This window comes from Gordonia sp. LMA167, from assembly GCF_058130025.1.
The window spans coordinates 6,317,051-6,332,454 of sequence record NZ_CM176708.1; the positions used below are offsets into that span (position 1 = coordinate 6,317,051).

Sequence of the window (15,404 nt, forward strand, 5' to 3'; positions counted from 1 at the left end):
GTCTATTTGATGATCGCGAGTTTGCTGCGATCGAGGGTGAGAACGACGATGGCGATGACCACCCCGCCGTACACGATCTGCTGGTAGTTGGGATCGACACCGGCGACCGAGCCGCCGACGCGCAACACCGTGACGATGAGGGCGCCGACGATGACCTTCCAGGCGCTGCCGATTCCTCCGGTGATCGCGCATCCGCCGACGAGGACGGCGGCGATGGCGGGCAGCAGCAGCGCGTCGGCCAGTTGCGGTGCCGCACTCTGCTGTTGGGAGGACAGCACCACCGCGGCCAGGCCGGCGAAGAGTCCGGAGAGCGCGAACGCGGTGATGCGTACCGCCTTTGTCCGGATGCCGGCCATCAGCGCCGACCTCTCGCCGAGTCCGACGAGGTGGAAGATGTTGCCACGTGGGTGGTAATGCATGAAGGCCCAGATGCCCGCGGCGATCAGCAGTCCGATCCACACGGCCAGCGGCATGCTCAGGAAGGTCTGCGAGCTGAGCCAGAAAATCGCGCTGTAGTGCTGATCGATGTAGATGGTCGTCGACCCGGACAATGCGAGCGCGATGGCTCCCCAGAATCCCAGCGCGCCCAGGGACACCACGAACGAGGGAACCTGTCCGAGAGTGATCAGGAAACCGGTGAGCGCGCCGATGGCGGCGGTGGCCGCCACGGTGATCAGGATGGCCAATGGCCCGGTGGCGCCGATGGTCTGAGCGAGGATCACGGTTCCCAGCGAACACACGGCCGCGACCGACAGGTCGATGCCGCCGGTCAGGATCACGAACATCTGCCCGAGCCCGAGCAGCAGGATCGGCAGCGCCTGGGCGGTGACCACCGACAGCGCGGTCGTCGAGAAGAAGTTGGGCTCGGCGATCGTGACCAGCGCGAGGAGCACGATCAGCAGGGCCAGCGGTCCCGCGGTCCGCAGCATCGCCGCAGTGGGCAGCGATCGCGTCGGCGCAGCGGCGCTGTGGCGCAGTGTCGAGGTGATTGCGGTGTCAGCCATGGTCACATCATCTTTTCGAGTAGCTCGAGCTTTGTGGGGGGTTGTGTTGCGACAGAGTCGTATTCGGCGGTCAGGCGGCCGTCGCGGAGCACCACGATGCGATGCCCGAGACCGATCGCCTCATCGAGTGTGTCGGCGAGGACGAGCACGCCGACACCGCGGTCGGAGAGGTCGCGGATGAGTCGGTAGACGTCTTCCTTGGCACCGATGTCCAGACCGCGCGTCGGGTGGTCGAGGATGAGCACCGAAAGGCTGTCGTCGCACAGCCATTTGGCGAGCACGGCCTTCTGCTGGTTGCCACCCGACAGCCGGGCGATGTCGGCGTCGGGATCGTCGGGTCGGATGTGCAGTTCCCGGATCCACGTCTCGGCCACCTGTCGTGCGGCGGCCGCCCGGCCCCGGCGTCCGCTCACCGGATGCGACAGGCAGATGTTGTCGGCGACCGTGGCACCGGCGACCATCCCCTCCGAACGGCGTTCGGCGGGTAGGTAGGCCACTCCCGCGCCGACGGCCTGCTTGGGTGAGCGTGGCGAGAGTCGTGAACCGGCGACCGACACGTTCCCGCCGCGCAGGGGCTCGGCTCCGAAGACGGCTCGCGCGAACTCTTCTCGGCCGGACGCGGCGACGCCGACCATGCAGACGACCTCACCGGGGGCGACTGAGAGCGACACCCCGTCGACGCTGCGGCCGACCGATGCTTCGCGGACCTCGAGAACCGGTTGCGCCGTGTCGACGGGTACCCGTCGGTCGGTGCAGTAGATCTCGTCGGCGGCCTCCTTGCCGATCATCATCGAATAGAGCTCGCGTTCGTCGACATCGGCGGTCGTGCGTTCCCCGACGAGGCGGCCGTCCCGAAGCACGTAGACGCGGTCGGAGAACCGCAGGACCTCGTCGAGCCGGTGGGACACGAAGATGACCGATCCGATCTCGCGAAGGGCCTTCACCCGCTCGTGCAGGATCTCGATGTCGGCGGGCTGTAACACCGAAGTCGGCTCGTCGAGGACCAGGAGCGGTGCGTGGTCGGACTGGCGGTCGCTGATGGCACGGGCGACCTCCACCATCTGCCGTTCGGCGAACCCGAGGTCCTCGGTCGGCGCGTCGGGGTCGACGGCGGAATCGACGCGGTCGAGCATCGCCTGGGCGGCGCGTCGGCGGGCACCTCGTCGAGTGACGCCGAGGCGGACGTAGTCCGACTCCGAACCCAAGGTGAGGTTCTCGGCCACACTCAGATTCGGCAGCAGCGACTGTTCCTGGTGGACGACACCGACACCGTGACGGGTGGCGTCGGCCGGGTCGGCGAACACGGTGTCGACGCCGGCGATCCGCATCACGCCACCGTCGGGCTTGTGCACGCCGGCCAAGATCTTCAGCAGCGTCGACTTGCCCGCCCCGTTTTCGCCGATCAGTCCGATCACTTCGTTCTTGTTGACGGTGATGGAGACATCGTCGAGGACCACATTGGGGCCGTAGCGCTTGGTGATGCCGTCGAGCTCGAGTAGTGGTGTCATTTCACGACCCTCAATCGGTTGCGGGCAGGCCATCCGGTCGCGATCACCGCGGCGACGATGATCACGCCCTGTGCGCCTTGTTGGACATAGGGACTCGCGCCGGAGAGCAACAGACCGTTGCCGAGGACGACGAGCAGGAGGATGCCGACGAGCGAGTGCAGGGGTCCGCCGCGGCCGCCGGACAGAAGGGTTCCGCCGACCACCACCGCCGACAGGGTGAGGAAGAGGTTGCCCGAGCCGACCCCGACGTCACCGACACCCAGTCGGATGGTCGCGAGGACACCGCCGATCCCGGACATGATGCCCGCGATGGTGAACAGGATGACCTTCGTGCGGGTGACGTTGATGCCGGTGACCTTGCTGATCGCCTCATCGCCGCCGATCGCGTAGGTGTGCGTGCCGAGCGGGGTGAACTTGCAGATGAACAAGGTGACCACGACGGCGACGATGGCGAACACGACGATGATCGGGATGCCGAGCCACGCGCCCTGGGCCCAGTGGCCGAGCCCCGCATCGGCGAGTTGCGGTGTGGTGGTGCCGAACAAGACGGTGGCCACACCCAGTCCGATGAACCAGGTGCCGAGTGTGACGAGGAAGGACGGGACCCGCGCGACCGCGTGGAGCACACCGTTGGCCAGGCCGAACAGTGCGCCCACGCCGACCGCGATGAAGACCGCCCACAGTCCGAGGTTGTTGCCGTTGACACTGTTGGCCGCCAGCAGGACGAACGTCAGGCCGCTCGCGGCCATGACCCCTTCGATGGAGAGATCGACGCTGCCGATCAGGACGACGAGCGTGGCCCCCATCGCGAGGATCAGTGGGATCGCCGCTTGTTGGACGATCGCGTTGAAGTTGCCGATCGTGAAGAACGAGTCGGCGGTGAACGAGAAGATCACGCAGAGGGCGACGAGCGCGACGAGTGGTCCGAGCGAACGCCCCCAGCGGGACAACAGAACCGAGCCGCCCCGGTGTCCGGCGGTGGTGCCGTCACCGGTTGTCGGCGCGATCTCGTCCGGCTGCGCCGGTGCTGATGTGGTCATGGTCGGATGTTCCTCACTGATCGATGGGGCCGACGATGCGCGAGAACGGATCTCGGACCGAGTCCACGATCTGCTGGTCCGTCGGACGCTGGGCGTACTGTGCTGCGTTGTCTTTGGTGATCAGCGTCTGATCGACATAGAACTCGCGCTTGAGCCGGGGCAGCTGCGAGACATCGAGCTGACCGGTCACCGCCTGATGGCAGATGGCCAGGCCCATGGCGCCGTTGAAGTAGGGGTCGGTGGTGTAGGTGGAGACCATCTGTCCGTTCTCGATGGCCTCGAGACCTTCGGGGGTCGCGTCGGCGGCGCTGGCGACCTTGATCTGCCCGACCTTGCCCTTCTCACGCACCGCCTGCAGTGCGCCGAGAGCCATGGAGTCGGTGGCCGCCCAGATGCCGTTGACCTTGTCGCCGTACTTGTTCAGCAATGTCTGTGTCGTCGCATACGCCTTGTTGCGGTCGAAGTCGGCGGGCTGGCTGTCCAGAACCTTCACACCCGGATGCTTGGCGATGCCCTCGGTGAAGCCCTGGTACCGGGTCTTGCTCACCTCGTTGGCGAGCAGACCCTGGATCGCGATGACACCACCCTTGCCACCGATGCTCTGGCCCAACACGTCACCGGTGTCGGCGCCTTCCTTGACGCCGTCGTAGCTGACGTAGGAGGCCCAGCCGTCGCCGACGTCCCACGGGTGCAGGTCGGCCGGCTTGCTCCACTGGGTGACCGCGCAGCCGCCGCTGTTTTGCACGGCCCGCACGATGGCCGGGGTGTCGGCACTGGTGTTGGGGTTGATGTTGAGCAGGACCTTCTTGCCGGTCGCCAGGACGGACTGCAGCTGTGAGAGCGCGTTCTGCGAGTCGCCGCCGTAGACGATGACCTTGAGGTCGGCGCCGACCGAGCGTGCGTAGGCCTGACTGCCCTCCACCCAGGCCGCCTCGTAGGGATTGGTGAGCGAGCGGACCTCGGAGACCATCAGCAGGTCGCTCGCGTCCGATGACGATGAACCGGTTCCGCATCCGGCGAGGGCGGCGGAGCCCAGGACGGCGGCGAGAGCCGCAGTCGCGAGCCTTCGCACCCGGGGAATTGTGTGTCTCATGAAAACTGAAACCTCCTGTAAGCGTTTTCTACAGTGATCGGGACCACATGTCAAGAGTCTTGCGTAGGCGGGGAAGGGATCGCCGAGTTGGCGACATCGATGCAGATCAGACGGAGTAGTCGAGAGCGCAGTCGGTGCGCGGGAGTCCGCCGCGGACCATCTGGTCAGACCCCAGCATCCGCGCCGTCCTGATAGCGCTTTCTCGCACCGCGTGAACGAGCCCGCTCGAACCGTCAGCCGGCGGATCGCAACAACGACCGGCTGATGATCAGGCGCTGCATCTCACTGGTGCCCTCGTAGATCTTGGTGATCCGGGCGTCCCGATAGAGACGCTCGACCTCATAGCCGCGGATGAACCCGTTCCCACCGAACACCTGCAGGGCTGCATCCGTGTGGCGGACGGACGCCTCCGACGCGTTGAGCTTCGCCATCGAACACAGGACCTCGGCGTCACCGTCGCCTGCGTCCAGCGCCCGGGCCGCTGTCACCGACAGCGATGTCGCCGCCTGCAGTTCGGTGGCCACCGACGCCAGCGAGAACGAGATCGCCTGGTTCTCCGCGATGGCCCGTCCGAACTGGTGACGATCCAGCGACTGGCGCACTGCGGCGTCGAGAGCCGCACGACTGATGCCCAGGGCCAGTCCGGAGATGCCGAGCCTGCCCTTGGCGAGGACCTTCATCATGTAACCGAACGCCTGCCCCTCCTCGCCCAGGAGTGCCGATTCGTCGAGCTCGACATCATCGAAGACGAGTCCGCCCACCTGCGAGGCACGCTGGCCCATCTTGTGCTCGTGATAAGCGCGACTCACGCCAGGCGTGTCGATGTCCACGACGAACACCGAGATGCCGCCTCGCTTACCGCGTTCGGGGTCGGTGACGGCCAGCACCACGGCGAAGTCGGCGACGGGCGCGTTGTGGATGTAGATCTTCTCTCCACGAAGCCGCCAGCCGGACGTGGTCCGTTCCGCTCGGGTCGTGATCGAGCCCAGGTCCGATCCGGACCCCGGCTCGGTCAGCGCATAGGCGCACCGTTTCTCGGCGGTCAGCATGGGACGCAGGTAGCGCCGCTCCTGCTCGTCGCTGCCATAGCTGCTCAGCAGCGTGCCGAGGATCTCGACCAGACCGCATTGGTCGGCGATAGAGGCGTATCCGTAGGACAGCGACTCCATCACGAACAGATAGTCGAGTGCGGTGCCGCCGACACCGCCGAACTCGTCGGGAACGGTGATCCCGAAGAGCCCGATCTTTCCCATCTCGTTGTAGAGCTCCTCCGGGAACCGTTCGGTCTCGTCGAGTTCGGCCGCGATCGGCCGGATGCGCTCGTCGACGAAGTCCGCCACCAGTGCGCGTTCGTCGGATCCGAACAGCGTGGTGGGGATTCGGCTGTGTCGGGTGCCGGGTGCAAAGGACATTGATCACTCCTCGGTGATTGTCGGTTGTTCAGTGCGAAGAAAGCGCTGCAGAGGCTCCGAACAATGTCGGGTCCATCTGTCTGGGCGCGTCGATGATCGGCGTGAAGCCCATGTGCGCGAGGATGTCTCGTTCGATGTCGACTCCCGGTGCGACCTCGGTCAGTTCCAGACCCGACTCACCGAGCACGAACACCGCGCGTTCGGTGACGTAGACGACGCGTTGGCCGTCCCGCAGTGCACGGGCCCCGGAGAAGGTCACCTGCTCGACCGACGGGACGAACTTCGGGACGCGTCCCTCACGGTAGATCGCCAGTCGTCCGTCCACGATGTCGACGTCGAGGCCCCCCGCGGTGAAAGTGCCGCAGAACACCACGGTGTCGGCGCTCTCCGAGATCTCCACGAAGCCTCCGGGCCCGTTGATGGCACCCGCGATGTGGCTGACGTTGACCGATCCGCTCGCGTCCACCTGGGCCATGCCCAGGCAGGTGACGTCGATGAGGCCGCCGTTGATCAGATCGAACTGGGTGGTCGAGGAGTGGACGACCTCCGGATGCAGTGCCGCGCCGAACAGATCGCCGGTCAGCGGGCGTCCGCCGAAGATGCCCTGTTCGATCACGATCGTGTTCTCCTGCAGGCGTTGCTCGGCCGCCAGCACGTCGACGACGTGGGTGGGGATTCCGAAGCCCACGTTGATGATCGAGCCGCGGCCGATGTGTGACGCCGCCCGCCGCGCGATGATCTCGCGTGCACGTGAGGTCGGCATCTCCGCGTCTTGATCGAGATCTCCAGGGCGGCAGAGTCTTTCATCGAATTCAGCACCGTGCGTCTGCCATTGGGTCGGCACGGACACGACCGCGTCGACGAGAAGGGCCGGCAGGTGCACGACGTGGGGGTCGAGGATGTCGTCGGTGATGGTCTTGACCTGGGCGATCACGATTCCTCCGGATGCGCGCGCCGCCTGGGCAACCGACAGCGCGTCGAGCTGGGCGGCTTCCCCGGCCCAGCCGATGTTGCCGTTGCGGTCCATGGTGTCGCCACGAACCAGTGCAACGTCGATGCGCAACGGCTTGTAGCGGAGATAGTCCCGACCATCGAACTCAACCAGTTCGACGATGTCGTCGACTGCGGCATCATTGAACTTGCCGCCGCCATGTCGCGGATCGGCGAATGTGCCGAGACCGACCGTGGTGACCAGACCGGGCCGGCGCGCGCCGATCTCACGGAAGAGCTGGCTGATCACACCACCGGGAAGCGAGTACGCCTCGATCTCCTCGTCCTGGGCCATCCGGCGCAGTTCGGGCGACCACGTCCACAGACCACCGATCACCCGACGCACGAGTCCGCGATGTGCGAGTCGACCGGTGCCGCCACCCCGACGATCCCCCATCCCGAGGGCGTACATGACCGTCAGGTCCCGCGGCTGTGCGGACTCGAGGAAGCGCGCCTCGAGTGCGGTGAGCAATGCCTCGGGTTCCAGGACCCCACCGCCCGCTCCGGTCAGCGCCACCGTGGCACCGGCGGGGATGAGATCGATGGCCTCGGCCGCGGTCATCCGCATCGGGCGAAGTGATCGAACGACGGTCATGAGATAAACGCTTTCTCTCCTGTGTCAGCAGATACATGCTGTGCTGATGTGTGAACTGTATCGCAGAGAAAGCGCTTTCTCAATACCTTGCGTAGCTCTGGAGGAAATTCCGTCACCTACGACTGCACGGCTGTTCCGCGCCGCGCGCTCAGTCCCGGACCGGCGCGGGGCCGGTCGACTCCCTGATGACCATCTCCGCCGGCAACGGGTCGGGCGACTCCGGCCGCTCCTCGGTGTCGAGCATCGCCCGCATCAGGTCCCAGCCGCGTCGCCCGAGTTCGATCTTCGGACTCTTCACCGTCGTCAGCCGGGGGGCGATGTGGCGCGCCAGAACGATGTCGTCGAATCCGGTCACCGAGATGTCCTCGGGTACGCGCAGGCCCGCGTCGCGCAGCGCCGAGATGGCCCCGATCGCGCTCAGGTCGTTGAAGCAGATCAATGCGGTCGGTTCGTGACGCAATGCTTCTCCGACGGCCGCGTATGCGCCCTCGACGGTGCCGTCGGCCGCAACGCTCGTCGTCTCCAGACCGAAGGCCGACGAACTCTGCACCGCACGCCAGCGCTCGCGGTTCTGCCACGCCAGTTCCGATCCACCGATGTACACCGCCCGGGTGTGCCCGAGTCGAGCCAGATGACTGCAGAGTTGCATGGTGGGCGTGAAGTTGTCGGCAGCGACCATGGGCAGATCCACCCCGAGCTCGATCCGGTTGATGAGCACGGTGGGCGCCTGCCCGCGCGCGAGTTGCTTGAGGCCCGACGTCGGTATCCGACTCGACAGCAGCACCAGACCGTCGACCTGGCCCAGCAGGTCGAGCGCGGTGTTGAGTTCTTCGTCGGGGTCACCGTTCGAGTCCGCCACGAGCATGCGGTAGCCGTGCTCCGCGGCGCCCCGATGCATCTCGTTCACGACATCGAAAAAGTACGCGTTGGTCAGATCGGGCAGGATGACCCCGATGTTGCGCAGGCTGCCGAGCGCCAGTCCACGAGCTGCTCGGCTCGGCCGGTACGAAAGCTGGTCGGCGGCCTCGTGAACCCGGTCGGCGAGCTCCTGCTTGACCTTGGACGAACCACTCATGACCCGGGACACGGTGGCAATCGAGACACCGGCGGCCTCGGCGACCGTCGCGATGGTCGGTCGTGATCGCGGAGCGGTGGGGCGTTGTGTCGACATGAACCTCGTCCTCGCTGGTGGGCTGAGAAAATTTTCGGCACCGGCAGCCGGGCCGGTCACGCACACTGGCAGACCTTATCCATCGTGCCTGGTCATGGACGATACTGCCCGGGTGTCACATTCTGGGCGATCTGCAGAAAGCGATTCCTGGACTCCGTGTCCGTCGACGGTATCGGACAGGCCGGCGAGCGCCCGAGCGGCGGTCGCCACGACCTCGGCCGGGGAGCACGCCCACCATCGGCTGCTCAGTACCTCCACCTCGACGAGACCTCGGTATCCGGCCTCCCGACAGTCCGAGAGGAATCCGGCCATGTCGATGACCCCCTCCCCCGGCATGCCCCGGCTGGCGAGCTCGTCGTGGATCGGCGTCATCCAGTCGGCGAGCTGGACCGACCGGATCAGGTCTCCCGACGCGCCGATGCGCTCGTGCAGCTCGTCCTCCCACCAGAGGTGATAGGAATCGACGGCGAGTCCGAGATGCGGACTTCCGATCGTCTGGACCAGCGCGATCGCCTCACGCAACGACGTGATCGCAGAGCGACTGGCGGCCATCATCGGATGAAACGGCTCCACCGCCAACTCGACTCCGGCGGCCGCGGCATGAGGCACGAGAGCCTCGATCCCGTCACGGATCTGCTCGCGCGCCCCGGCCGGATCGCCGTGCAGCGCGGGTCCGCACACCAACACCAAGCAGTCCGCCCGCAACGCGTGCGCTTGGTCGATGGCACGGAGGTTGTCCTCGAGACGGTCCCGCCGAAGTTCGGCCGTGGGCTGGGGGAACATGCCACCACGGCACACGCTGCTGACGCGCAGCCCGGACGTCGCGACTCGCCTCGCGACATCGGTCATGTCGGCGTCGTCGAGCAGGTCACGCCACAGGCCCACACCACCGAATCCGTGCTCGACCGCGAGGCCGATGACGGAGTCGAGGGAGGCCCCGCGGATCGTGGCGGAGTTCAGGCTGCAATCGAACAGGCGCATCCCTCACCCGATCCCGTGAACCGCGAAGTACGCACGTGCGCGCTGCGCTGTGCGATCCGGGTCGGTGAACAACCCGATCCCGTCGGCCTCCCGGATCAGTTCGGCGAGATGCACCAGGGTGCGCCCGGTCTCGAAGCCGCCGATCATCCGGAAATGATCTTGCTGACCGTTGAGGTATGCCAGCCAGGCCACGCCCACCTTGTAGTACTGGGTCGGTGAGGTGAAGATCAAGCGCGACAAGGGTTCTGTCGGACCGAGGATGTCACGGAAGCCGGCCACATCGCCTCGATCGAGTTGTGCGAACGCCGACGACGCGTACGGGCCGACGGCGGCGAACGCCCCCAGCAGTGCGTCGCTGTGCCCGTCGCCATCGCCGGCGATCATGTCCACATAGTTGTAGTCGTCACCGGTGAAGACCCGGACCCCGTCGGGGATCCGGTTACGGAGGCGGATCTCCTGCACCGGATCGAGGAGCGAGACCTTGATGCCCCGGACTCGTTCGGCGTGGTCGGCGATGATCGAGACCACGGTGTCCATCGCCGTCGACGGATCGCGGTGCCCCCAGTAGCCGGCGAGGGCAGGGTCGAAAACCTCTCCGAGCCAATGCAGTACGACCGGGTTGGAGGCCTGCGACAGAACCGCGTCATACACCGTGACGTAGTCGTCGGGAGTGGTCGCGACCGCGGCCAGATGGCGGCTGGCCATCATCACGCACGACCCGCCGAGAGACTCGATGGCGGCGACCTGCTCGAGATACGCGCCGATGATGTCGCGCAGCGTCGGGTCATCGGTCTTGAGGTGATCGGTACCGATGCCCACCACGACCCGGCCGCCCACCTCGTGCGCCGCACGCAGGGTCCGGGTGGCGAGTTCACGCGCACCGGCCCAGTCGAGCCCCATGCCCCGCTGGGAGGTGTCCATGGCCTCGGCGACACCCAGACCCAGCGACCACAGGTCGTGGCGCAGTCCGAGCGTGGCCTCCCAGTCGATCTGATCGGCGCCGCCCTCGGCGGAGGCCCGATACGGGTTCGCGACCACGTGGGCGGCCGCGAACACCTCACGTGACGTCGGAGGTGTTGCCGCGGTGGTCAGGGCAGCGGGGTCACCGAAGCTGTGGGCAGCGGTGCCGCCGCCGGCCACCGGGAGGTCGATGGTGATCATGAAACTCCTGAAATCGCTTTCTTGCGGATTGTGGTGGAGAGCCTATACCCTCAGAACACCGAGGTAAAGGCTCCACAGTTGAGCACTCGAATTGTGAAAACAGTTTCTTGACGGCTGCCTGCGGGCAAGCCGTCCGATCCGGAAAGAGGACCCGATGGTCGAGTCGAACAACGGACTGACGGGCAGAACAGCAATCGTCACGGGCGCCGCCGGTGGCATCGGGTCGGCGATCGCCGGCGGCCTGGCGCGAGAAGGGATGTTCGTCATCGGACTGGACGCGGACCCGAGGGTCGTGTCCGTCATGGAGACCATGGCCGGCCTCGGAGTGTGCGGCGACCTGACCGACGCGGCCGTCAGCCAGTCGGCGATCGACGAGGCGATATCGCGCACCGGGCGACTCGACGTGCTCGTCAATTCCGCCGGCATCCAGAAACGCACCGACGCGATCGACATCTCCGACGAGGATTTCGAGCGACTGTGGGAGGTGAACGTGTCCGCCGCCTTCCGCCTGATCCGACAGGCGACGAAAGCCCTCATCGAGTCGAAGGGCAGTGTGGTGAACATCGCGTCACTGTCCGCCGATCGTGCGGTTCCCGGCATCGTGCCCTACGGCGCGACCAAATCCGCCCTGACCCAGCTGAGCAAGGGTCTCGCGGTCGAACTGGGGCAGTACGGCATTCGGGTCAACGCCGTCGCACCCGGATACATCGAGACGCCGATGACCGCGGACGTGCTCGGCGAGGCCGAGTTCCGCGCGCAGAAGTTGGCCCGAATCCCATTGCAGCGCTTCGCCGATGGCGACGATGTGGCCGACGTGGTGACCTTCCTGGTCTCCGACGCTGCCCGATACGTCACCGGCGTCGTGCTCCCGGTCGACGGCGGCTACTCGATCACATGACCACCCATCGCATCGCAGGGCCGACCGTTCCCGACGACCGGGTTCTGAGCGTCGTGATCGCACCGGACTCGTTCAAGGGGAGCGCTCCCGCCGATCAGATCGCCCATGCGATCGCGTTCGGGTGGCACGAGGCCCGGCCGGCGGATCGCCTCACCGTCCTGCCCCAAGCCGACGGCGGCGAGGGCACGCTGGACGCGATCGCCACCTCCGAGCCCCGGGCCCGCCGCCACGTCGTCGGCCGGCCCGTGTGCGGGCCTGACCGACAACCGGTCGCGGCGCGATGGCTTGAACTCCCCGGGTCGGTGGGCGTCGTCGAGCTCGCCGAGTCCAGTGGGCTGCCGCTGATGTCTGCGCCCGCCCCCACCCGCGCGACGTCGCGCGGCCTGGGTCAGGTGATCCGGACGGCCATCGATCACGGCGCAGAACGTGTCGTCGTCGGTCTCGGCGGCTCTGCGTCCACCGACGGAGGCGTCGGTGCGCTTCTCGAACTCGGCCTTCGCCTGTTCGATGGCGGCGGGCGCCGTCTCGACATCGCCGATACCCTGGACCTGGAGCGGGTCGCTCATATCGACACGGCCGGTCTGATCCCGCCACCGCCGGGAGGCGTCGAGGTCATGACCGACACATTCGCGCCGTTGTGCGGCCCGACGGGCGCGGCACACGTATTCGGAGCGCAGAAGGGCGCCGATCTGGCCACCCGGCAGGCTCTTGACGACGCACTCGCGCGGTTCGCGGATCTGGCCGAACCGCTGTTCGAGATCGATCGGTCACAAGCGGGTACCGGCGCCGCGGGCGGAGTCGGTTTCGGTCTGCGCGCGTGGGGAGCCACTCTGGTCCCCGGCGCCGAGCGGATAACCGAACTGACCGGATTGGCCGCTGCCGTCCCCACGTCGGACCTGGTCATCACCGGCGAGGGACGATTCGACGCCACGTCGATGACCGGCAAGCTGGTGGGGACGGTGCTCGGCCACTGCATATCCGCCGGCGTGCGCACCCTGGTGATGGCGGGCGACGTCGCGGCTCCCGCCCCGGATCTCGCGGTGTCGCTGTCGGAGGTCGCCGGCTCGGCCGAACGGGCCATCGATGCGCCTCTGCATTTCGCCCGCATCGCGGCGCGGGAGGCCGCCGGGCAGTTGTCGTCGGCACAAGCGCTTTCGTGATCAATCCCCGGTTCGACCCGACCGGACCACCGAGAAGGGAAGTACAGGACATGAGTGAATCGCATCAGGTCGCACGCTCCGGCCACGGTCTGCAGAAGGGCGACACCGCCACCTTCACCAAGACCGTCGGCGAGTACGACGTCTATGGCTTCGCCGGCATCACCGGCGACTTCGCGCCCAATCACATCGACCGGTCGTACATGGAGGCGGGTTCGTACGGAGAGCGCATCGCGCACGGCGTACTGATCCTCGGCCTGTCGTCGACCGCGTCGACCGAGATCGCCGCCCGGGCGGGCCGCCGCGCCGTGTCCTACGGCTACGACCGGGTGCGCTTCGTGGCGCCGGTGTTCCTCGGTGACACCGTGACGATCACCTACACCGTCGACACGATCGACGAGGCGGCGAGCAAGTCGTACTCGTCCATCGTCGCCACCAATCAGCGCGGTGAGACGTGCATGGTCGCGACGCACGTCATGAAGTTCCTGCCCGACGGGCCGTGATCACACGTCTGCCGCGTCATCCTTTCGCATCAATCTCGATCATCAACGCGCTCTTCAGGAGTCACCACCATGCACATCCCTCGCATACTCACCGCCCGTCAGGCCGCGGATCTGATCGCCGACGGCGACACCATCACGGTCAGTTCGTCTTCCGGACTCGGCTGCCCCGACGCCGTTCTCGAGGGGATCGGAGAACGATTCCGCGAGACCCGGTCTCCGCAGGATCTCACCAGCATCCATTCGATCGCGTCGGGAGACATGTGGGGCATCAAGGGCATCGATCACCTGGCCCAACCGGGTCTGCTGTCGCGGGTTGTCGCCGGGTCGTATCCGTCGGGCCCGTCGTCGGCGGAGCCCCCCGCGATCTGGCAGATGATCGAGAACAACGAGCTCGAGGCGTATAACCTCCCCGCCGGAATCCTGTTCCAGCTGCACCGTGCCGCCGCGGCGAAACAGCCGGGCGTGCTATCCAAGGTGGGTCTGGACACCTTCGTCGACCCCAGGGTCGGCGCCGGCCGGATGAACACCGTCACGCCCGACGCCTATGTGCGGGTCCAGGAGATCGACGGGCAGGAATGGCTGTTCTACGACGCCGTCGTGCCGGACGTGGCGATCATCCGCGCGACGACGGCCGACACGTTCGGGAACCTGACCTTCGAGGAAGAGGCCTCACCGTTGGGCGCGCTCGATCTCGCGTATGCCGCCCACAACAACGGCGGGATCGTCATCGCGCAGGTCAAGTATCTGGCCGAAGGCGGCAGCCTCAGTCCTCAGACGGTCCGTGTGCCCGGCATTCTCGTCGACGCCATCGTTGTCGCGCCGGATCAGCTGCAGACCACCCAGACCACATACGACCCCGCCATCTCCGGCGAGCTACGCCGTCCGTTGAGCACCCTCGAACCGGTGCCGTTCTCCCTGGAGAAGATCATGGCCCGTCGCGCCGCGAGCGAACTACGGTCCGGCGAGATCGCCAACATCGGCTTCGGTGTCTCTGCCCTGGTTCCCCATGTCCTGGTCGAGGAAGGGTTGCCCAAGGCGGTCTCCTGGGTGATCGAACAGGGCGCGGTCGGCGGTGTTCCCTTGTTGGACTTCGTGTTCGGCGTATCGCAGAACCCGGACGCGATCATGCAGAGCGCCGACCAGTTCACCCTTCTCCAGGGTGGCGGGTTCGGACATTCGCTGCTGTCATTCCTCGAGATCGACCGCCACGGGAACGTCAACGTCCACAGCCTGCCGAAACGTCGTCATGTGACCGCCGGGCTCGGCGGATTCGTGGACATCACGTCGGGAGCACCCGCGATCGTCTTCGTCGGCTCGTTCACCGCAGGGAAGCGTGACATCGCGATCGAGGACGGCGCCTTGCAGATCCGTACCGACGGCTCGCACACCAAGCTGGTCGCCGACGTCGATTCGCCGACCTTCTCGGGCAAGCGGGCCCTGCAGACCGGACAGAAGGTGCTCTACGTGACCGAGCGCTGTGTCCTCGAGTTGCGCGCCGAGGGTCTTACCGTGATCGAGATCGCGCCCGGGGTGGATCTGCAGCGCGACATCCTCGACCGATCCGAGTTCGAGCTCCTAGTCGACCCGGAACTGAAGACCATGTCCGCGGGCCTGTTCTCCCCCGAACCAGTCGGCCTGACCCTCGAAACCATGCCCGCGCACAGCCGGATCCGAGCCCTGCCCGCGACCTGACTGGCGTGGCGCGCGCCCAACCTCGAAACCCGCCCGACGCTGGTGAGGTCACCTCGAAACCCGCCTGTCGCTGGTGACGTCACCTCGAAACCCGGCCGACGCTGGTGACGTCACCTCGAAACCCGGCCGACGCTGGTGACGTCACCTCGAAACCCGCCTGTCGCTGGTGACGTCACCTCGAAACCCGGCCGACGCTGGT

The 15,404-nt window shown here is 66.6% G+C and carries 13 protein-coding genes; 4 read left to right on the forward strand and 9 right to left on the reverse strand.

The genetic code is table 11. From position 1 onward, the window contains the following. Nucleotides 1-2 precede the first annotated feature (2 nt). From ACVT6V_RS28355 to ACVT6V_RS28395, 9 genes are all read right to left on the reverse strand, one after another. The gene (locus tag ACVT6V_RS28355; RefSeq protein ID WP_489897377.1) at nucleotides 3-1,004 is read right to left on the reverse strand and encodes an ABC transporter permease; all 1,002 of its coding nucleotides are present in this window, start codon (nucleotides 1,002-1,004) and stop codon (nucleotides 3-5) included. 2 nt (nucleotides 1,005-1,006) lie between these two features. Then, nucleotides 1,007-2,512: a sugar ABC transporter ATP-binding protein gene (locus ACVT6V_RS28360; protein ID WP_489897378.1), complete on the reverse strand. Its 1,506-nt coding sequence runs from the start codon at nucleotides 2,510-2,512 to the stop codon at nucleotides 1,007-1,009. Beyond that, nucleotides 2,509-3,552 carry an ABC transporter permease gene (locus ACVT6V_RS28365; RefSeq protein WP_489897379.1) on the reverse strand — a complete coding sequence of 348 codons (1,044 nt, stop codon included), beginning with the start codon at nucleotides 3,550-3,552 and terminating at the stop codon, nucleotides 2,509-2,511. The genes ACVT6V_RS28360 and ACVT6V_RS28365 overlap by 4 nt, the downstream gene beginning before the upstream one ends. A 13-nt stretch (nucleotides 3,553-3,565) precedes the next feature. Continuing rightward, nucleotides 3,566-4,624, reverse strand: coding sequence for a sugar ABC transporter substrate-binding protein (locus ACVT6V_RS28370; RefSeq protein WP_489897380.1), 1,059 nt, complete (start codon nucleotides 4,622-4,624; stop codon nucleotides 3,566-3,568). A 254-nt stretch (nucleotides 4,625-4,878) separates the two neighbouring features. Further along, nucleotides 4,879-6,057, reverse strand: a complete 1,179-nt coding sequence (locus ACVT6V_RS28375; protein WP_489897381.1) for an acyl-CoA dehydrogenase family protein — start codon at nucleotides 6,055-6,057, stop codon at nucleotides 4,879-4,881. 28 nt (nucleotides 6,058-6,085) lie between these two features. Then, nucleotides 6,086-7,642 (reverse strand): malonate decarboxylase subunit alpha, encoded by a 1,557-nt coding sequence (locus tag ACVT6V_RS28380; protein WP_489897382.1) that lies wholly within the window; start codon nucleotides 7,640-7,642, stop codon nucleotides 6,086-6,088. A gap of 148 nt (nucleotides 7,643-7,790) precedes the next feature. After that, nucleotides 7,791-8,813: a LacI family DNA-binding transcriptional regulator gene (locus ACVT6V_RS28385; RefSeq protein WP_489897383.1), complete on the reverse strand. Its 1,023-nt coding sequence runs from the start codon at nucleotides 8,811-8,813 to the stop codon at nucleotides 7,791-7,793. Between the two features lie 75 nt (nucleotides 8,814-8,888). Further along, on the reverse strand, nucleotides 8,889-9,794 hold the full coding sequence (locus ACVT6V_RS28390) for a sugar phosphate isomerase/epimerase family protein (RefSeq protein ID WP_489897384.1): 906 nt from the start codon (nucleotides 9,792-9,794) through the stop codon (nucleotides 8,889-8,891). A 3-nt stretch (nucleotides 9,795-9,797) separates the two neighbouring features. Beyond that, nucleotides 9,798-10,955: a dihydrodipicolinate synthase family protein gene (locus tag ACVT6V_RS28395; protein ID WP_489897385.1), complete on the reverse strand. Its 1,158-nt coding sequence runs from the start codon at nucleotides 10,953-10,955 to the stop codon at nucleotides 9,798-9,800. Between the two features lie 154 nt (nucleotides 10,956-11,109). Between ACVT6V_RS28395 and ACVT6V_RS28400 the strand changes: the two genes are divergently transcribed. From ACVT6V_RS28400 to ACVT6V_RS28415, 4 genes are all read left to right on the forward strand, one after another. After that, nucleotides 11,110-11,853 carry an SDR family NAD(P)-dependent oxidoreductase gene (locus ACVT6V_RS28400; protein WP_489897386.1) on the forward strand — a complete coding sequence of 248 codons (744 nt, stop codon included), beginning with the start codon at nucleotides 11,110-11,112 and terminating at the stop codon, nucleotides 11,851-11,853. Continuing rightward, nucleotides 11,850-13,013, forward strand: a complete 1,164-nt coding sequence (locus ACVT6V_RS28405) for a glycerate kinase family protein (RefSeq protein ID WP_489897387.1) — start codon at nucleotides 11,850-11,852, stop codon at nucleotides 13,011-13,013. Before ACVT6V_RS28400 ends, ACVT6V_RS28405 begins: the two co-directional genes overlap by 4 nt. A gap of 50 nt (nucleotides 13,014-13,063) precedes the next feature. Next, nucleotides 13,064-13,513 carry a MaoC family dehydratase gene (locus ACVT6V_RS28410; protein WP_489897388.1) on the forward strand — a complete coding sequence of 150 codons (450 nt, stop codon included), beginning with the start codon at nucleotides 13,064-13,066 and terminating at the stop codon, nucleotides 13,511-13,513. Between the two features lie 69 nt (nucleotides 13,514-13,582). After that, a complete protein-coding gene (locus ACVT6V_RS28415; RefSeq protein WP_489897389.1) occupies nucleotides 13,583-15,205 on the forward strand; it encodes an acyl CoA:acetate/3-ketoacid CoA transferase in 1,623 nt (540 codons plus the stop codon). Nucleotides 15,206-15,404: the final 199 nt, after the last annotated feature.